The 18,307-nt window shown below is 72.2% G+C and carries 16 protein-coding genes; 11 read left to right on the top strand and 5 right to left on the bottom strand.

Annotated features, from left to right (window positions below; translation table 11 throughout):
- The first annotated feature begins 19 nt into the window (after nt 1-19).
- The 4 genes from RWE79_RS22145 to mpaD all read left to right on the top strand — a co-directional run bounded on the left by RWE79_RS22145 (nt 20) and on the right by mpaD (nt 5,026).
- Nucleotides 20-1,219 (top strand): ATP-grasp domain-containing protein, encoded by a 1,200-nt coding sequence (locus tag RWE79_RS22145; protein WP_475941802.1) that lies wholly within the window; start codon nt 20-22, stop codon nt 1,217-1,219.
- Nucleotides 1,216-2,403: an ATP-grasp domain-containing protein gene (locus RWE79_RS22140; RefSeq protein ID WP_475941801.1), complete on the top strand. Its 1,188-nt coding sequence runs from the start codon at nt 1,216-1,218 to the stop codon at nt 2,401-2,403. Before RWE79_RS22145 ends, RWE79_RS22140 begins: the two co-directional genes overlap by 4 nt.
- A 73-nt stretch (nt 2,404-2,476) precedes the next feature.
- A complete protein-coding gene (locus tag RWE79_RS22135) occupies nt 2,477-3,757 on the top strand; it encodes an MFS transporter (protein ID WP_475946002.1) in 1,281 nt (426 codons plus the stop codon).
- Nucleotides 3,758-3,802: 45 nt separating this feature from the next.
- Nucleotides 3,803-5,026, top strand: coding sequence for a daptide-type RiPP biosynthesis aminotransferase (gene mpaD / locus RWE79_RS22130; RefSeq protein WP_475941800.1), 1,224 nt, complete (start codon nt 3,803-3,805; stop codon nt 5,024-5,026).
- A 117-nt stretch (nt 5,027-5,143) separates the two neighbouring features.
- Here mpaD and RWE79_RS22125 read toward each other — a convergent pair whose 3' ends face one another.
- Nucleotides 5,144-6,361, bottom strand: coding sequence for a helix-turn-helix domain-containing protein (locus RWE79_RS22125; protein WP_475941799.1), 1,218 nt, complete (start codon nt 6,359-6,361; stop codon nt 5,144-5,146).
- A 267-nt stretch (nt 6,362-6,628) separates the two neighbouring features.
- On the opposite strand from RWE79_RS22125, the gene RWE79_RS22120 reads away from it, so the two are divergent.
- A complete protein-coding gene (locus RWE79_RS22120; protein ID WP_475941798.1) occupies nt 6,629-6,826 on the top strand; it encodes a hypothetical protein in 198 nt (65 codons plus the stop codon).
- 106 nt (nt 6,827-6,932) lie between these two features.
- On the top strand, nt 6,933-7,721 hold the full coding sequence (locus RWE79_RS22115) for a triphosphoribosyl-dephospho-CoA synthase (protein ID WP_475941797.1): 789 nt from the start codon (nt 6,933-6,935) through the stop codon (nt 7,719-7,721).
- A 1-nt stretch (nt 7,722) separates the two neighbouring features.
- Here RWE79_RS22115 and RWE79_RS22110 read toward each other — a convergent pair whose 3' ends face one another.
- Complete coding sequence (locus RWE79_RS22110; protein WP_475941796.1) at nt 7,723-9,360, bottom strand: FAD-dependent oxidoreductase; 1,638 nt, start codon at nt 9,358-9,360, stop codon at nt 7,723-7,725.
- A gap of 143 nt (nt 9,361-9,503) precedes the next feature.
- On the opposite strand from RWE79_RS22110, the gene RWE79_RS22105 reads away from it, so the two are divergent.
- From RWE79_RS22105 to RWE79_RS22085, 5 genes are all read left to right on the top strand, one after another.
- Nucleotides 9,504-10,652, top strand: coding sequence for a SchA/CurD-like domain-containing protein (locus RWE79_RS22105; RefSeq protein WP_475941795.1), 1,149 nt, complete (start codon nt 9,504-9,506; stop codon nt 10,650-10,652).
- Between the two features lie 427 nt (nt 10,653-11,079).
- A complete protein-coding gene (locus RWE79_RS22100) occupies nt 11,080-12,333 on the top strand; it encodes a beta-ketoacyl-[acyl-carrier-protein] synthase family protein (protein WP_475946000.1) in 1,254 nt (417 codons plus the stop codon).
- Nucleotides 12,330-13,559 carry a beta-ketoacyl synthase N-terminal-like domain-containing protein gene (locus RWE79_RS22095; protein ID WP_475941794.1) on the top strand — a complete coding sequence of 410 codons (1,230 nt, stop codon included), beginning with the start codon at nt 12,330-12,332 and terminating at the stop codon, nt 13,557-13,559. The genes RWE79_RS22100 and RWE79_RS22095 overlap by 4 nt, the downstream gene beginning before the upstream one ends.
- Nucleotides 13,556-13,816 (top strand): acyl carrier protein, encoded by a 261-nt coding sequence (locus RWE79_RS22090; protein ID WP_475941793.1) that lies wholly within the window; start codon nt 13,556-13,558, stop codon nt 13,814-13,816. Before RWE79_RS22095 ends, RWE79_RS22090 begins: the two co-directional genes overlap by 4 nt.
- The gene (locus tag RWE79_RS22085) at nt 13,813-14,151 is read left to right on the top strand and encodes a TcmI family type II polyketide cyclase (RefSeq protein ID WP_475941792.1); all 339 of its coding nucleotides are present in this window, start codon (nt 13,813-13,815) and stop codon (nt 14,149-14,151) included. The genes RWE79_RS22090 and RWE79_RS22085 overlap by 4 nt, the downstream gene beginning before the upstream one ends.
- Before the next feature lie 63 nt (nt 14,152-14,214).
- Here the strand turns inward: RWE79_RS22085 and RWE79_RS22080 are convergent, their stop codons facing one another.
- The 3 genes from RWE79_RS22080 to RWE79_RS22070 form a co-directional block, all read right to left on the bottom strand.
- On the bottom strand, nt 14,215-15,207 hold the full coding sequence (locus RWE79_RS22080; protein WP_475945998.1) for a methyltransferase: 993 nt from the start codon (nt 15,205-15,207) through the stop codon (nt 14,215-14,217).
- Between the two features lie 152 nt (nt 15,208-15,359).
- Nucleotides 15,360-16,430 (bottom strand): right-handed parallel beta-helix repeat-containing protein, encoded by a 1,071-nt coding sequence (locus RWE79_RS22075; RefSeq protein ID WP_475941791.1) that lies wholly within the window; start codon nt 16,428-16,430, stop codon nt 15,360-15,362.
- 357 nt (nt 16,431-16,787) lie between these two features.
- Nucleotides 16,788-18,104, bottom strand: a complete 1,317-nt coding sequence (locus RWE79_RS22070; RefSeq protein ID WP_475941790.1) for a wax ester/triacylglycerol synthase family O-acyltransferase — start codon at nt 18,102-18,104, stop codon at nt 16,788-16,790.
- Between the last annotated feature and the right edge of the window lie 203 nt (nt 18,105-18,307).

The raw sequence follows: 18,307 nt of genomic DNA, 5'->3' as shown, positions 1-18,307 counted from the left end.
TTCTGACAGGGGCAGGCAGATGGCGAAGGCGGTCATTTTCGGCGAGTACAAACTCGCCCGGATCCTTCCGGGACTGCGAGCACGTGGCATCACGGATGTAGTGGTGTATTCAGCGGTGGACTTCGACGGCTTCGACGTGGAGGTCAAGCGCCTCGGCCTCGACTGGACCGCCGCGGACGTCCTGGAGGTCCTGGCCGAAGAGCAGGCGGACGTGGCGATCGCCAATCCGTACGCCCATGGCCAGGAACAGCTCCCCCTCACGTACGGCGAGGCCGTCGCCAAGTGGGACGGGCACTTCCTGGCGCACCCGGTCGGGTTCGCCGAGGTCGCCTGCGACAAGGTGGCCCTGCACGAGACGGCGGTCGCGCGCGGCTGGCCGGTGCCCGAGGGTGCCGTGTGCACCGACGCCGGTCAGGTCCGCGCGACCGTGGACCGGTTGGGCTTCCCCGTCGTGGTGAAGGAAGCCCGGTCGCAGGCGGGGGACGGCCGCTTCTTCGTGGAGTCGGCGGCCGACCTGGACGCGGTGCTGGCCGGCGACCTGGGGCTGCCGGTGATCGTTCAGCGCTTCAAGGAGGGCTTCGAGTGCGGAGTCGAGGTGATCAGCTCCGGTGGCTCGCACGTGCGCTGGCCGGTCGCCTCCCTGGGGAGCCTGGACACCGGGCTGGACCCGTCCTTCCGGGCCCGGGCCATGCCCTTCGCGCTGCCCGAGCGCGCCGCGGCCTCCCTGGACCGGCTGATCCGCGACATCGAGCAGAACCTGGTTCCGTTCGGACCGTGGCAGATCGACTTCGCGGTGGTCGACGGTGACCTGTGCCTGCTGGAGATCAACGCCCGGCTGGGCGGCCTGTCCGACCTGGACTCCGTCGCCACCGGCACCGACCCGCACTCGGTCTTCGTCGCGGTCGCCACGGGCGAGGACCTCCCCGAGGTCACGCAGCGCATGGTCGCGGTCGAGCTGCCGTCCGTCGAGGTCCCCGGCAACCCGCTGCCGGCGGAGCCCGAGGGCAGCAACCTCATGACGGTCACCGCCCGTACGCCCACCAACCGGTGCTTCGTCAACACCGACCACATGCAGGTCATCGTCACCGTCGCCGAGGCCGGGGCCACCAAGAAGTGGATCACCGAACTGCACGGCGCCGGCCTGCTGCGATGCTCGACGGACAGCGCCTTCGCCCAGCTGGACAAGGCCCTGGCCACCTTCGGGGAGGCACGGCCGTGAGGGTACTGATCGCGGGGCTGGGGGAGAAGAAGGAGTTCGGACTGCGCTCCTTGCGCGACGCCGGACACTTCGTCGGGGTGATCGACCTCGCGCACCGCGTCCCCGTGAGCCTGGTGGACTGGTGGCGGGCCGGCGACCGGTTCTCCGTCGACGCGATGCTGACCGCCGCCCGCTCCGCCGACTTCGAGTGGGACGCCGTCCTGTGCTGGGAGGAGCTGTCCACCGACCTCGCCCGTGAGGTCGCCGAGCAGCTCGGCGTACCGGCCACCCGTATGCCCGCCGGCCACTTCCGGGACAAGGGCCTCATGCACGCCCGCCTTCGGGAACTCGGGCTTCCGACCCCGCAGTTCGGCGTCGCGCACGACCTGGCCGAATGCGAGCGGCTGATCGACGGCCGGTACCCGGCCGTCGTCAAGCCCACCGACTACGGCGGCAGCGGCGGCGTCAAGATCGTGCCCGGCCCGGACGACCTGCCGGCGGCCTTCGCCTTCGCGATGGATGCCGCGCGCACCGGCCGGGTGGCGGTCGACCGCTACGTGTCCGGCGCCGAGTACAGCGTCGAATCGGTCACCTGGGCCCCGGGAAAGACCGAGATCGTATCGGTCACCGAGAAGCACCTGAGCAGGCCGCCGTACTTCACGGAGGTCGGCCATGTGTCCCCGGCCGTCCTGCCCGCCGCGGACCGCGAGCAGCTGGAGCGCGAGACCGTCCGCGTCCTCGACGGCCTCGGCATGGAAGCCGGCGTGTCCCACGCCGAGTTCCGGATGACGCCGGACGGACCGGTGCTGATGGAGGTCGCCGGACGGCCCGCGGGTGACCAGATTCCTCGGCTGGTGGCGCTGGCCACCGGATGGAACCTGTACCTGGCGGAGCTCGGCGCGGTCGTCGGCACCCCGGTGTCCCCGGACGCGCCCCCGGTGGAACGCGCCGCCATCAGGTTCTTCAACGGTGACGGCGAGACGCCCTTCCGGCACCCGGTGACTCTGGACGACGCGATCGTGCCGCCGTTCTCCGAAGTGCTGCACGAACTCTGCTACTTCGAGCCCGAGGGCGCGGTCACCGACGCCCCGCGCGGCATCGGAGGACGCAACGGGCACGCGGTACTGGCCGGTTCGCGCGAGCGGGTCGGCGAGGCCTTGCGCCTCTTGGACAACGGCGCCCCCATCTACCAGGGCGACGACTAGCCAAGCCTTCGGCCGGCTCCACCCGCGGTGGCGGAGCCGGCCCGGGCGAGCAGGGGAGAAGTACGTGCTGAACATGGAAACCGCGCCGAAGACGGAACCCCCGCCCCACCGGGGTCTGTGGCGCAACTACGACTTCCTGAAGCTCTGGTCCGGCGAGACCGTCGCCCAGATCGGAGCGCAGGTCACCCAACTCGCCCTGCCGCTGCTGGTTCTCGGGGTGATGAACGCCAGCGCCTCGGAGGTCGGCCTGGTGTCCGGCATGCAGCTGCTGCCCGCGCTGTGCGTGACGCCGCTGGCCGGTCTGCTGATCGACTCCTGGGACCGCCGCCGGATCCTCCTCGGCGCCAATCTCGGGCGGGCACTGGCTCTGGCCATGGTGCCGGTGCTCTACTTCGCCGACGCCCTGTCCATCCCGGCGCTGTGCGCGATCGCCTTCGTGATGGGCGCCTGCACCGCGGTCTTCGAGGTCGCCTACATCGCGTACCTGCCGGTCATCGTGCGGCAGGACGACCTGGTCGAGGCCAACAGCAAACTGCAGGCCTCGTACTCGGTGTCGCAGATCGGCGGCCCCGGCCTCGGCGGCCTGCTGACCAAGTCGCTCGGCGCCTGGTTCGCCATCCTCGCCAACGTCGTGTCCTACCTGGCCGCCTTCGTGGTCCTGTACCTCGTCCGCCACCGCGAGCCCGCCCGCACCGGGGACACCGCGGCGAACCGGCCCAGGTTCAGCGACGTCTTCACCAGCTTCAGCCTGCTCTGGCGCCAGCGGGTGCTGCGCGTCCTCACCTTCCAGGCGGGCTGGTTCAACTTCTGCGAGCAGGCCATCATGACCCTGTTCCTGGTGTACGCGGTCAAGGAACTGCACATGGACGCCGGCGGGGTCGGCGCTGTCCTGGCACTGGGCGCCCTCGGCTCCCTGCTCGGCGCGGTGGCCGCCAAACCGCTCGGTGACCGCCTCGGCTTCTCGTCCACCCTGGTCGCGGCGATGGGCGTGGCGTCCAGCGCCCCACTGCTGCTGGCACTGACCGGCGGGTCCCACTGGTCCAGCTTCCTGCTCGCCGTCCTGGCCTTCGGTATCTACGGCTTCGGCCTGACGATCTACAACGTCCACGTCGTCGCCTTCCGGCAGTCGGTGATCCCGCTCGACGTGATCGGCCGCGCGACCGCCGCCTATCGGATGCTCACCTACGGCCCCTTCCCCCTCGGCGCGCTGATCAGCGGCGTCCTGGGCGAACGGATCGGCCTGTGGAACGCGATCTTGACCATCGCGGTGATCTCGGTCATCGGCTGGCTGGCCTTCGCGCTCGTCGGCAGGAAGTCCCTGCGCTCGGCGGAGCACACCGAACAGGCGAACTGACAAGACATCTCCGACTGACATCAACCACCAACTGTGAGGCTTCGAATGACCGTCAACACCGACCGCTACCCGCTGTGGGAATCGCTCGTCCAGCCCAGCCGCTACGGGCGGCCCGAGGTCCACGGCATCGGCTGCGAAGGCAACCGGGTCCACTTCGCCGACGGCACCTCCGCCCTCGACGTGATGAGCGGCCTGTGGAACGCCAACCTCGGCTACGGCAACAAGGCCGTTACCGAGGCCATCACCGACTGCCTGAACACCGCCTCCTACCTGCCCCTCTTCCGCGGCGGCCACCGCCTCGCCGAGCAGGCCGCCCGGGCGGTGCTGGACGTCAGCGGCCCCGGCCACTTCGGCCGCGTCCTCTTCTCCACCTCCGGTGGCGCCGCCAACGACGTGATGATGAAACTGGTCCGCCACTACCAGGCGCTGCGCGGCGAGGAGAACCGCGACGTGGTCGTCGGCCTCAGGAACAGCTGGCACGGCCTGACCTACGGCAGCTTCGCCCTGACGGGCCAGCCGCTGGGGCAGGACGTCTACCGCGTCGACCGCAGCAAGGTCCGTCACGTCAGCCACGAGGACGTCACCGAACTGGTCGAGCTGCTGGCCAGGGAAGGCGACAAGATCGCCGCCATCATCCTGGAGCCGGTCCTGGGCACCGGTGCCCACCCGGTCTCCGACGAGCTGCTGGGCGCCATCGAAGACCTCCGCGCGCAGTACGGATTCCTCGTGGTCGCCGACGAGGTCGCCACCGGATTCGGCCGCACCGGCAGCTACTTCGCCTCCCAGAACTGGCCGTTCAAGCCCGACGTGATGATCACGTCCAAGGGCCTCACCAACGGCACGTGCGCCGCCTCCGCCATCGTCGTCTCCCACGACGTGTGCGAGATGTTCGAGCGCACCGACGCCGTCCTCTTCCACGGTGAGACCCAGGCCGGCTCGCCCACCAGCTGCGCCGCCATCATCGCCACCATCGCGGAGATGGAACGCCTGGACGCGGTCGCCCTGGCCCAGAAGCTCACCCTGAAGCTGGACGCCCTCCTGGAGGAGATCTCCTCCCACCCGCTGGTCGTCGAGACCCGCGGCCTCGGCTGCTTCCGCGGCATCCAGCTGTCCGTGCCCTCGGACGGGCTCACCGCGGCCGCCCGCCGCCACGGCCTGATCGTCCAGCCGGGCACCGACTTCATCATGCTCGTCCCGTCGCTGACCTACACCGACGAGGAATTCGAGGAGCTCGCCAACGGCCTGCGCGCCGCTCTGGACGAGATCTGAGGGACCGCCCGCTCACGGCCCGAACGGCTGGAGGCTCCCCACCGGCAGCGGTGGGGAGCCTCCAGGCGTTTCGGGCCGGTGCGCGTCGGCCACGTGGGTTCAGCCGGCTGCGTGGGTTCAGCCGGCTGCGGTGTGCTCCAGGGTCTCGGCCAGGATCTGCCAGATCGCGGCGGCCAGGTCGAGGTTCGCGTCACGCCGGGCGTCCTCGCCCAACTGCTTGAGCTGGGCGAGCCCTTCCTTGCGGTGACCCTCCACGATCAGCAGCCTGCTGTCCAGGGTCTGCAGCCGGACCCGGTCACGATAGTTGAGCATCAGCTTGTCGACGTCGAGCCGGGAGTGGATCGCCCGGGCGTCGGCGTACCGGCCCTCCTCGAACGCGAGGTGGGCTTGCAACGCCAGGATCTCCTGCTGCTGGACCGCCGTACCGACGAGGGCGAACGCCGCCTCCGCCTCCTTGAGGTAGGCGCGGGCGGACTCGATGGAAGGAGGGCTGCCCTGCAGGTGCAGGGAGGCAGCGGCCAACCGCAGTCGTGCCCACAGCACGGGGTCGACACGGCTGTCCAGGATGCCGATGGCCTGCTGCAGGAACGCGCCCGCGGCGGCGTCGTCGCCCTGGCGCGAGCAGACCGTGGCGGCTGACCAGAGCGCCTCGGCGCGCAGGGTCTCCGGCCCCTCCGTCACCAGTTCGACCAGCTCTTCGGCGTGCGCCCGTGCGTCGGGCAACCGGCCTGCCTCCGCCTCGACGGAGACGAGCGCCAGCAGCGCGTTCGCCTCGTCGGAAACGGGCAGGGCGGCCTGCTTGGCGACCTGGTGGGCACTGACGGCGAACTCGAGCGCGCGGGCGATGTCACCCGTGGCGCGCAGGCACCGGGCGAGTCGGCTCTTGGACCTGCACTGCAGTGCGGGCAGTTCGAGGTCGTCGGCGATACCGGTCAGCTCTTCAAGACAGGCGAGCTCCTCGGCGTGCTCGCCTCGCAGGTGCCAGTACCGTTCGATCAGCCACAGTGCCTGCCAGCGCAGCAGCGGATCCTCGTCCCGGGAGGTGGCGAGGACGTCGATGAGGTCCTCGGCCGCCTCGCTGCTGTCCGTGGAGGCGGCAAGACTCAGTGCCTGGGTGAGCGAACTGCTGCTCGGCTGGTTGTAGAAGGCCGAACGGTCGACGTCCAGCCGCTTGGCAAGATAGGCGATCACTCGCTCCGTGGGTTTCCGGGCGCCCGATTCCAGGCGCGACAGGTATCCCGTCGAGATTTCGTCGCCTGCCAGTGCGGCTTGGGAGAGTCCTTGCTGCTGCCTCAACGCCTTGAGGCGGAGCCCGAAGGACGACTCTGTTCCCATATGAGTCCTACATTCACTTCGACGGCCCCCGGGTCCTCGTCACTTTAGTCAGCCCTGGGCGGTTTGGCAAACCTGCTGCCCGATGTTCTGCCACAACAGTGCGTTGGGTGCGGATTATTGGTTGACCAGCTTGGCAATATTTGGCAAGCTCAGGCCTACCAGTCGGGGCCGCATGCTCCGACCGATGATGCTCCGGGGTGTCGGTACCGCGCCTCATCTGCACCTTTCCATGTTGCCTCCCTTGTCCTCACCTTGTCTGGAGCTGTCATGCGCATGCGTTCCGTCATTGCTTCCATGGCTATCGTGCTTTCCGCCGTAGCCGTGGCCGTCGCCGACACCGAGATCGACTGGCCGTTGCCCGGCACCACGGTCGGCGCCGCGTCCGCGGGCGATGGGATCGACTGGCCGTTGTCCGGCACCACGGTGAGTGCCGCACCCGCGGGCGATGAGATCGACTGGCCGTGATCCCGCCATGACGCGGACGGGCCGCGGAACACACTGCCGGGTGCGGGGGTCCGGAGGCCGGCGGTCACACAGGAATCGCACAGACACCGTCGCTACGCTGCCGCGCATGCCGCTCGCCCATGTCGCCGTAGAAGCGATCGTCACGGAAATCGAGCTGGACGGGGTGCCCGGGCGGGATCCCGACCGGGATCCGGGGGTCGCGCGGTGGGCGGCCAAGTCGCTGCTGCCGGGCTTCGAGGCGATGGCCGACGCCGCCCGGCGGGTCGGTGAGCCCACCCAGGAGCTGCGTGAGGAGCTCGGCGCGATCGGCCGCAGCGCGGAGTGGACGGCGACCCGGGCGGGCTGCGGTGTCCGTATTCACCGGGGCGCCACCTGGGCGGTGGGGCTGCTGGTCGCGGCGGCCGCCCTGGAACCCCGGGCCGACGCCCACACCATCCTGGCCGCCGCCAAGCGGCTCGCCGGCTTCCGCGACCGCCGCGCGCCGCTGCGGCCCTCACGGGGCTCCACGGTCTCCACCACCTACGGTGCCGCCGGTGCGCGGGGGGAGGCGCGGGCCGGGTTCCCGCACGTCAAGCGGGCGTTGGCGGCGCTGCGCACCTCGCGTCACGCGGGTGCCGAGGAGGGCGACGCCCGGGTCGACGCCCTCCTGGCCATCATGTCCTCGCTCCAGGACACCACCGTGCTGCACGCCGCCGGTCCGCCGTTCCTCAAGCTCGTGCAGCGCACGGCGCTGGAGGCGGTCGACGCCGGGGGTGCGGCCACCCCCGGCGGCCGGGCGGCGCTGGCCACGCTCGACGCCGAGCTGCGCGGGCGCGGCCTCCTGGCGGCGGGCAGTTCGTCGCTGCTGGCGGCCGCCTTCTTCGTGGACGGCCTGAGCGTGCCCGTACCGCGCTGAGTCAGCCCAGCCGCAGGACCGCGCCCAGCACGTCGAGCAGCCACGACTCCGGGTCGGAGGGCAGTTCCGCCGCCCGCCAGGCCACGAAGCCGTCGGGGCGCACCAGGACCGCGCCGTCGTCCGTGACGCCGTGGAGGGCCGCCCAGTCGGTGCCGGGTTCGGGCACGAGGTCGGCGGAGGTGCCGAAGCCGACCCGGTGGACGGTGAGGGGCACGCCGAGCCGCCCGGCCGCCGCACGGGCGGCCCCGGACCAGTCGGTGCCGGGATCGCCGTCGCCCACGAGCAGTACGGGGGCGCGTTCGTACAGGTCCAGGGTGGAACGGCGGGCGCCGCCCGGGTCGGTGACCCACAGGTGGGGGGCGCGGCCGCCGGGCTCACCGCTGGGGCGGAACGCCTCGGGGACGACGGGCAGCGCGGGGTCGGCGCCGACGACCGCTCCCTCGGGGTAGCGGTAGCCCAGCGCCACGGCCATGACGTTCTTCTGGGGGCCGCCACCGGGCGGCGGGGCGTAGCCGGGGTGGCGGTGCTCCGCCGAACGGGCCGAGGCGCGTTCGCTGGTGGCGACGGCGACCGGGCGGCGCTCCTGCTCGTACGTACCGAGAAGGGCGGACCCGGCCCAGCCGCCGAGGACGGCGGCGAGCTTCCAGGCCAGGTTGTGGGCGTCCTGGATACCGGTGTTGGACCCGAACGCCCCGGTGGGCGACATCTCGTGGGCGGAGTCGCCGGCGAGGAAGACCCGGCCGGCGCCGTAGCGGTCGGCGACCCGCTCGGCGGCGTGCCAGGGGGCCTTGCCGGTGATCTCGATCTCCAGGTCGAGCAGCCCGACGGCGGCCCGGATGTGCCGGACGCAGCGCTCGTCGGTGAAGTCCTCCAGGGTCTCGCCCCGGTCGGGCTGCCAGGGGGCGTGGAAGACCCAGTTCTCGACGTTGTCGACGGGCAGCAGCACACCGTCGGCTTCCGGCTCTGTGAGGTAGCAGGCGATGAAGTGGCGGTCGCCGACCGCTTCGGCCAGCCGCTTGGCGCGGAAGGTGACGCTGACGTTGTGGAAGAGCTCGCCGCGCCCGGTCCGGCCGATGCCCAGCGCCTCGCGGACGGGACTGCGCGGCCCGTCGGCGGCGATCAGGTAGTCGGCCCGTACGGTCCGGCGCAGGCCGGTGCCGCGGTCCAGGAGTTGCGCGGTGACCCCGTCCTCGTCCTGCTCGAAGCCGAGCAGTTCGGTGGAGAAGCGGATGTCGCCGCCCAGTTCGCGGGCGTAGCGCAGCAGCACCGGTTCCAGGTCGTTCTGGCTGCACAGGCACCAGCCCGAGGGGCTGATCCGGCCCAGGCCGCCGCCCGGGTCGATCTCCTTGAAGAGCCATTCGGCCTCGGCGTCGTGCAGCGAGGCGGCCTGCAGGATGCCGTGGTTGCCGGCCAGTACGGACGCGGCCTGGCGGATCAGGGGCTCCGCGCCGGCGGTGCGGTACAGCTCCATCGTACGGAGGTTGTTGCCGCGTCCACGGGGGTGGACGGAGGTGTCGGCGTGCTTCTCGACGAGGAGGTGCGGGACGCCCAGGCGGGCGAGAAAGAGCGAGGCGGAGAGCCCGACGAGGGATCCGCCCACGATGAGGACCGGGATGCGGTTGTCGGCCTGTGTGGTCATAGCTGGCTTAATGCCCGGTTACAGGTAATTTTTTCGCAATTCACCCGAGCGGATCACCCATCTCGCCCCATCCGGGGCACCGCACCACGATCAGTGGACGACGGACCCCGCGCAAGGCACTCGCACAGAGGATGAGGTGGATCATGACACCGCCGGTCAAAAAGGTCGAAAAGGTCTCGCAGTCCGCACTGGACGATTCCCGTACCCGCGTCGTACTGCTGCTGGAGGTCGAGGACGGCGCAGAGCAGCGGCTGCTGGAGGCGTACGACCAGATGTGCCGGCGGGTGGCGGCCGTGCCCGGCCACATCAGCGACCAGTTGTGCCAGTCGATCGAGAACCCCACGCAGTGGCTGATCACCAGCGAGTGGGAGAGCGCGCTGACCTTCCTGGCCTGGGTGGACAGCCCGGCGCACCTGGAGATGGTCGAGCCGCTGCACGGCTGCGTCCGCGACACCCGCAGCCTGCGCTTCGGCGTGCTGCGCGAGACCGGCGACAGCGACGCCGCCGGGTCCGGGCGGCTGCAGGCCACCCCGCGCATCGGCGACGGCGTCGTCCGGCACGCGATCACCTTCACCGTGAAGCCCGGCAGCGAAGCGGCGGTCGCCGAGATCCTGGCCGGCTACACCTCGCCGCAGGCGCGGGTCGACGACTCGACGTCGCTGCGCCGCACCTCGCTGTTCATGCACGGCAACCGGGTCGTCCGGGCCGTCGAGGTGCGCGGCGAGCTGGTGAAGGCGCTGCGCCACGTCGCCGTGCAGCCCGAGGTACGGGCGGTCGAGCAGGCCATCAACCCGTACCTGGAGGTGGACCGGGACCTCGACGACCCGCACTCCGCACGGGAGTTCTTCACCCGGGCGGCGCTGCCGGCCGTGCACCATGTCGCGGCCCGCGGTGCCGCTGCCGGCGCCGGGGAACTGCGGCGGCACGCGCTGTACTACCCCACCATGCCGGGCAGCGGTCAGGCACTGGCCCGGATGCTGGCGGCCCAGGACGAGGCCGCGGCCGACGACCCGACGAGCCCGGTCGCGGGCAGCACCGTGTTCCTGCGGGAGCACGAGGACATCGTCGTACGCCTGGTGGACCTGCGGGTGCCCATCGAGGAGGCGCCCCTGGCGGCCGTGGCCGCGGCGGGACCGCGCAAGGCGGGCGTGCTGAGCCGGCTGCTGGCCAAGGGCGTCGATCTGTCGGACGAGCAGGGCGTCAAGCGCTTCCTCGCCGACCACGACATGCGGATGGTCACCGACCGCCGGGCACCCGAAGAGATTCCCGACGGCGGCCGGGGGCGCGGCTGAGGAGCGCCGCACCACCCGCAGGCAGCACCGGCTGGAGCAGGAGGCAACCATGGCCAGTACTTCCGCTAGGGCCCGTCCGGCCGAACTCCGGGGAAGGAGGAGCGGTGGGCGGCGCCCGGGATCGCGGGACAGCGACATGAACCCCGTACAGCCGGCGCACCGGCTGCACCCGGCCGACCCGGTCAACCCGGTCAACCCGGTCAACCCGGTCAATCCGGTCAACCCCGTCGACCCCGTCAATCCGCTGCACCCGCGCGCGGTGCCGACCGCCGGCACCGGCGCGGGCGCCGACGGACCCCGGGGCGCCGACGGGCCGCCCGGCCCCGGTGGCGGCACGCCGCCGCCGGTGTTCCGGGGCGACGTACCGCGCGTCGCCCCGGGGTCCGGCCGGCCCGGCCCCGGGGCGCCCCGGGGCGGTGGCCGCCGGGTGGCGGTCACCGGAGCCGGTGTCGTCGCCCCGGGCGGGGTGGGCGCGCCCGCCTTCTGGTCGCTGCTGACCGCCGGGCGCACCGCCACCCGGGGGATCACCCTCTTCGACCCGGCCGGCTTCCGCTCCCGGATCGCCGCCGAGTGCGACTTCGACCCGGCGGCCCACGGGCTGACCGCCGACGACGTCCGACGCGCCGACCGCTACGTGCAGTTCGCGCTGGTGGCGGCCGACGAGGCGATACGTGACGCCGGGCTCGCCCTGGACCACGAGGACCCCTGGCGGATCGGCGTCTCGCTCGGGACGGCGGTCGGCGGCACCACCCGGCTGGAGCAGGACTACGTGCTGGTCAGCGAGCGCGGCGCCCGCTGGGACGTCGACCACCGGCAGGCCGGCCCGCATCTGCACCGGGCCTTCGCGCCCAGCGCGCTGGCCTCCGAGGTCGCTCAGCGGCACGGCGCCCGGGGCCCGGTGCAGACGGTCTCCACCGGCTGCACCTCGGGCCTGGACGCGGTCGGCTACGCCTTCCACGCCATCGAGGAGGGCCGCGCCGACATCGTCCTGGCCGGCGCCTCCGACTCGCCGATCTCCCCGATCACGGTGGCCTGTTTCGACGCCATCAAGGCGACCTCGGCCAACAACGACGACCCGGCGCACGCCTCCAGGCCCTTCGACCTCAACCGTGACGGCTTCGTCATGGGCGAGGGCGGCGCCGTGCTCGTCCTGGAGGACCTGGAGCACGCAAGGGCCCGGGGCGCGACGGTCTACTGCGAGGTCAAGGGCTATGCCACGTACGGCAACGCCTACCACATGACCGGACTGACCACCGAGGGCCTGGAGATGTCCGAGGCCATCGACCGGGCCCTGGACCACGCGCGGCTGGACGCCACCGCGATCGACTACGTCAACGCCCACGGCTCCGGCACCAAGCAGAACGACCGCCACGAGACGGCCGCCGTCAAGCGCTCGCTGGGCGCGCACGCCTACTCCACGCCCATGAGCTCCATCAAGTCCATGGTGGGCCACTCGCTGGGTGCGATCGGCGCGATCGAACTGGCCGCCTGCACCCTGGCGCTGGCCCACGGCGTGGTGCCGCCGACCGCCAACTACGACACTCCCGACCCGGAGTGCGATCTGGACTACGTGCCGCGCACGGCCCGCGAGGCACGGCTGCGGACGGTCCTGTCGGTGGGCAGCGGTTTCGGCGGCTTCCAGTCGGCGGTCGTACTGAACCGATCGGAGGGCTTCTCATGAAAAGACAGGCCGTCATCACGGGCATGGGCGTCGTGGCCCCCAACGGCATCGGCACCGACGCCTTCTGGAAGGCCACCCGTGAGGGCATCAGCGCCCTCGACACGGTGAGCCGCGAGGGCTTCGGCGGGCTGCCGCTGCGGATCGCCGGCGAGGTGCGCGGGTTCGACCCGACGGCCGTCATCGAGGAGCGCTTCGTCGTCCAGACCGACCGCTTCACGCACTTCGCGATGGCCGCCGCCGAACAGGCCCTGGCCGAGGCCGGTCTGCGGACGGATCCGGACGACCCCTTCGCCGTCGGGGTCGTCACCGCCGCCGGCTCGGGCGGCGGCGAGTTCGGCCAGCGCGAACTGCAGCGGCTGTGGGGCCAGGGCCCGCACTACGTGGGGCCGTACCAGTCGATCGCCTGGTTCTACGCGGCCAGTACCGGCCAGATCTCGATCCGCGGCGGCTTCAAGGGCCCCTGCGGGGTGGTGGCCAGCGACGAGGCCGGCGGCCTGGACGCCATCGGCCACGCCTGCCGGGGCCTGGGCCGCGACACCGGCACCGACGCGGTGGTGGTGGGTGCCGCCGAGGCCCCGCTCGCCCCCTACTCCGGTGTCTGCCAGCTCGGTTACGCGGAGCTGAGCACCGCCACCGAGGCCGAGCGGGCCTACCGGCCGTTCACGTCGGCCGCCTGCGGTTTCGCACCGGCGGAGGGCGGGGCGATGCTGGTGGTGGAGTCCATGGAGCACGCCCTGGACCGCGGCGCCGAGCCCCGCGCGGTGGTCGCCGGGCACGCCGCCACCTTCACCGGGGCCTCCCGGTGGGCCGATTCCCGGGAGGGACTGGTCCGGGCGATGCGGGGCGCCCTGGAGGAGGCCGGCTGCGCGCCGTGCGATATCGATGTCGTCTTCGCCGACGCGCTCGGCACCGCCGACGCCGACCTCGCCGAGGCCCTCGCCCTGGCCGAGGTCTTCGGCCGCCACGGCGTGCCCGTCACGGCCCCCAAGACCGGTACCGGGCGCGCCTACTGCGGTGCCCCGCTGCTGGACACGGCGGCGGCCGTGCTCGCCCTGGAGCACGACACCGTACCGCCCACCCCGCATGTCACGGACGTCCGCGACGACCTCGGCATCGACCTGGTGACCGGCCGGGCGCGGAGCACGGAGCTGCGTACCGCGCTGATCCTCAGCCGCGGACTCATGGGCTCCAACGCGGCCCTCGTACTGAAGGAGTACACACGATGAGCGAACAACTGACCTACGAAGAGCTTGCCGCTCTGATGAAGTCCAGCGCGGGGGTCACCGTCGACCCGCGGCAGCTCGCCGACTCCCCCGGCACCCCCTTCGCCGAGTACGGACTCGACTCGCTGGGGCTGCTCGGCATCGTCGGTGAGCTGGAGAACCGCCGAGGCGTGTCGATCGCGGGTGAGGCCGACTCGTGCAAGACGCCGGGAGCGTTCGTCGACGTCGTCAACACCTCCCTGAAGGCGGCGGTCATATGAGCACCGCGACGCACCGCACCCTGATCGTCGCCCGGATGCGGCCCGAGTCCGCCGCCGAGGTCGCCGAGGTCTTCGCCGCCTCCGACCGCGGTGAACTCCCCGGGCTCATCGGCGTCCGGGGCCGCAGTCTCTTCCGTTACGGCGATCTGTATCTGCATCTGGTCGAGGCCGAGCGCCCGCCGGGCCCCGCGGTCGCCCGGCACAAGGGCCATCCCGACTTCCGGGACATCAGCGACCGGCTCGCCGCCTTTGTCCAGCCCTACGACCCCGCGACCTGGCGCGAGCCCAACGACGCCATGGCGGTGGAGTTCTACCGCTGGGAGCGCGACGCCTGAGCACCGCGTGAGCGGACGAAACCCCGGCGGCCTCGCGGCCGCCGGGGTTTCGTCCGTCCGCTCTCAGCCCACCACGGAGTGGAGGGCGTGGAGGTAGGCGTTGACCGGCGTGACGTCGCCGACCTGGAGGCCCGCCTCCGTCATGAGGGTGGTGAGGCTGCCCCGGGTGTGCTTCTGGCCACCGACGTTGAGCAGGAGCATCAGGTCCATGGAGGTGGTGAAGCGCATGGACGGGGTGTCGTCCACGAGGTTCTCGATGACGACCACCCGGGCGCCCGGCCCGGCCACCGCGACGACGTTGCGCAGGGTACGGCGCGTGCTGTCGTCGTCCCACTCCAGGATGTTCTTGATGATGTAGAGGTCGGCGGCGACCGGGATGTCCTCCCGGCAGTCGCCGGGCACCAGCTCGACCCGCTCCGCCAGGGCACCGCCCGCGCGCAGCCGGGGGTCGGCGCCGGCGACGACCGCGGGGAGGTCGAGCAGGGTGCCGCGGACGGCCGGGTGCTTCTCCAGGAGGGCGGCCAGGACATGCCCCTGGCCGCCGCCGATGTCGGCGACCGACCGCACCCCGGTCAGGTCGAGCAGGGCCGCGATGTCCTCGGCGGACTGACGGCTGGAACTGGTCATGGCCCGGTCGAAGATCCGGGCGCTGTCGCCGGCGTCGTCGTGGAGGTACTGGAAGAACTCCTTGCCGTAGATCTCCGGGAAGATGTTCCGCCCGGACCGTACGGCCTCGTCGAGCCGGGGCCAGGCCTGCCAGGTCCAGGGCTCGGTGCACCACAGGGCGATGTAGTGGAGGCTGTTGGGCGCGTCGACCCGGAGCATGCGGGACATGTCGGTGTGGACGAAGGTGCCGTCGGGCAGTTCCTCGAAGACCTCGTAGGAGGACAGGGCCCGCAGCAGCCGGGCCAGCGGGCGCGGAGCGGTGTTGACGGCGATGGCGAGTTCGTCGGCGGTCATGGGCGTGTCGCCCAGCACGTCGGCGACACCGAGGCGGGCGGCGGCGCGTACGGCGGCGGCGCAGGCGGCGCCGAAGACGAGTTCGCGCAGCCGCATCGCGCCCGGCGTGCCCTGTGCGCCCTGTGCGCCCTGTGCGCCCGGGGTGCCCTGTGCGCCCTGTGCGCCCTGTGCGCCCGGGGTGCCCTGGCGGCCCTGGGTGCCTTGGGTGCCTTGGGTGCCTTGGGTGCCTTGGGGAGCAGCGGTATCGGTCATGGCTGGGTGCACCGCCCTGTGGGTTCGGAGGCTCGGCAGGAGTTGCCGCTGAAGGTGTTGGCGCCGCTGTCGCGGTCGGCGAGGTCGGCGGGGGCGTTGCCCTGCGCCGTGTTGCCGCGGACGACGTTGGCGGAGTTGGCGACGCCGACGTTGCTGCGAAAGAGGACCACACCGCCGGACATGGGCGAGGTCCCGGCGTTGCCGAGCACCAGGTTGTCCGCGACGAGGGTGCGCTCGGCACCGGTGAGCAGGATGCCGACGCCCTGGATGAAGGGCAGCCGGCCGTTGGACGGGCAGTACTTGTTGTTCTCGGCGACCAGGTTCTCCCGGACGGTCAGCGTGCCCGCCCGGGGCACGCCCTCGTCGCCGACCACGAAGACACCACCGCAGTTGCCGGTGACGCGGTTGTCCTCGACGACCAGGTTGCGGATCCGGCGCAGGACGACGCCGATCCGGTTGCCGGTGAGCCGGTTGTCGCGGATGAGGGCCCCCCGGGTGTCGAGGGCACCGCCCTCGCTGTCGGCGGAGTTGGCGTAGAAGATGCCCGACTCGCCGTTGTTCTGGGCCTCGTTGCCGCGGAACACGGCGCGTACGGACTTCTCCAGGCTGATGCCCTGCTGGCCGTTGTCCCGGGCGATGACCCGCCGCACCTGGAGGCCGTCCGCCCAGGTGCCGTTGACGCCGTTCTTCGGGAAACCGACGACGCTGATGTCCGCCAGCCGCACATCGCTCGCCTCATGATCAGCCGTTCCGGTGACGCAGAGGCCGTGCCCGGCCACGGCGCAGGCGTTCCCGGTGCCCGCGGGCCCGGTGCCCGGCGCGATGACCGTGCCCGGCCCGGAGCCGCGCAGGGTCAGCCCCGGCGTGGACACCTGGACGCTGCCCCGGTAGACCCCGGGCTCCACGGAGACGGTGTCCCCGGGTGCGGCCCGGTCCACGGCGGCCTGGACGGACTCCCCGGGACGGACGACGATCCGCTGGGCGGCATGGGCCGCGACGGGAACGTTGACAAGACCCAGAACGACGACAGCGGCCGCGACTGGGCGGCCCAACCATCGTGGTGGCATGACCGTACCTGCCTTCCGGCGGCGTACGGACGAATGATCATAGAGCCGCCGAAATGGACGCTATGGGCGATCTTCGGCCCTCGCCACTCGCGGCCGGCACCACGACAGCACCACGACGGCAGCACGACGGCCCCGCAGCGCCCCGGAGCACCGCCGCCGTCCAGCCCGGCGTACGCGCCGCCTCGTTCGCGTAGGTGACGGACAGGCAGATGTTCCGGCGGCCGGCGATACCGCCGACCGGGCGGCCGTCCCCCGCGATCATCGCGTCGGCCTCGTGGCCGCGTCCGGGGACCAGCGGCCGCACACCGCGCCGCCGGCACCGCCCTGCTACCGGCCGGCCTTCTTTCCGGACCCGGTTCAGGCAAGCGCCGCGGCCATCGCGGCCAGCTCCGCGTGCGCCGCGTCGGCGAGTTTCCCCAGGTCAGGGGCGGCCTCACCATCGCCGACGAGCCCGACGTGGACCCGGCCCCGGTAGGTGGTCATGGCCACCGCCAGGGACTGCCCCCGGGCCAGCGGGGCGAGTGGATAGACCTCCAGCAGCGGGCAGCCGCCCACCGTGAAGCCCAGGTCGGGGACCGGGACGCTGGTGACCAGGATGTCGAAGAGCAGCCGCACCGCGTGCCCGGCCAGCGGGGCGCCCAGCCGGCTGGCCATCGGCAGCATGTAGTCGGTGAGCAGCACCGCCGCGCCCGCGCCCCGCCCGGGGCCCGCCGCCTTGTTACGGTCCATCACCCCGCGTACGGCGCGCAGCCGTCCCGCCGGGTCGGGGTCGGCCACCGGCAGCTCCGCCAGATAGCCCGAGAGCCGGTTGCCGCCCGCCGGGCCCTGGCCGCGCCGCCGCGCCACCGGCACCAGGGCGCGCGGGACCACGTCCGTCACATCCTCGCCGCGCTCGCTCATCCAGCGCCGCAGCATGCCGGCCACCATGGCGATCAGTACGTCGTTGACCGTGCCGCCGCCGCACTTGCGGATCCGCTGGACGGCGTCCAGGTCCAGGACCGCCGTGGCGAGCTGCCGCGAGCCGCTGGACGGGGCCATCAGCGCCGGCACCGTGCGCGCCGTCAGCGAGGCCCGCGCCACCGACGCGCCGATCCCCAGCGCCTGCCCGGCCTCCCCCGCCAGCCGCAGCAGATCCGGCATCTGCACCGCCATCCGCGACCGCGCCCGCGCCAGGGGCACCGGGCGGACCGCCGTCAGCCGTTCGAGGCCGGGGGTCTCGTCGAACAGCACGGCCCCCAGCAGCACCGCCCGCAGTCCGTCCGCCAGCGCGTGATGGAGTTTCAGCAGCACACAGAAGGAGGACGACGGCGAGGTCTCCCCCTCCGGGGCGGCCACGACATGGATCTCCCAGGGCGGCCGCCGCCGGTCCAGCGGACGTTCCATCAGCTCGCCCAGCAGCTCGGGCGACTCCTCGTGGAGGTACACATGCCGCCGCACCTCGAAGTCCGGGTCGGCCACCCACCGCGCCCCGCCCACCGGCATCCACACGTCCCGCACCCGCATCCGCAGCCGCGCCGCCCCCAGCGCCCGTGCCGCCAGCAGCTCCGCCACCTCGCGCGGCCCGACCCCGTCCCGTGGGGCGAAAACAGCGAGCGCGGCCAGATGGAGCGGATGATCCGGCGATTCGGCATGCCAGAAAGCAAGATCGAGGGGGCTCAGCAGCTGGTTGGCCATGCATCAGTGAACGCGCTACGGACGGCTACGGTCAAGCAACCGCGCCATCACGGAACGTTACCAAGGAGTACGTAAACCGCTGGAAAGACGCACGAAACCTGCGGCCGCAGCAGCGCGCCACCCCGGAACCCGCCGCCCGGGGACCACCACCGTCGGGCCCACGGCCCGGGGAACCTGCCACCGTCGGGCCCACGGCCCGGGGA

The sequence above is a fragment of the Streptomyces sp. RLA131 genome (assembly GCF_056270125.1).
This window is presented reverse-complemented; position numbering and strand designations above follow the sequence as displayed.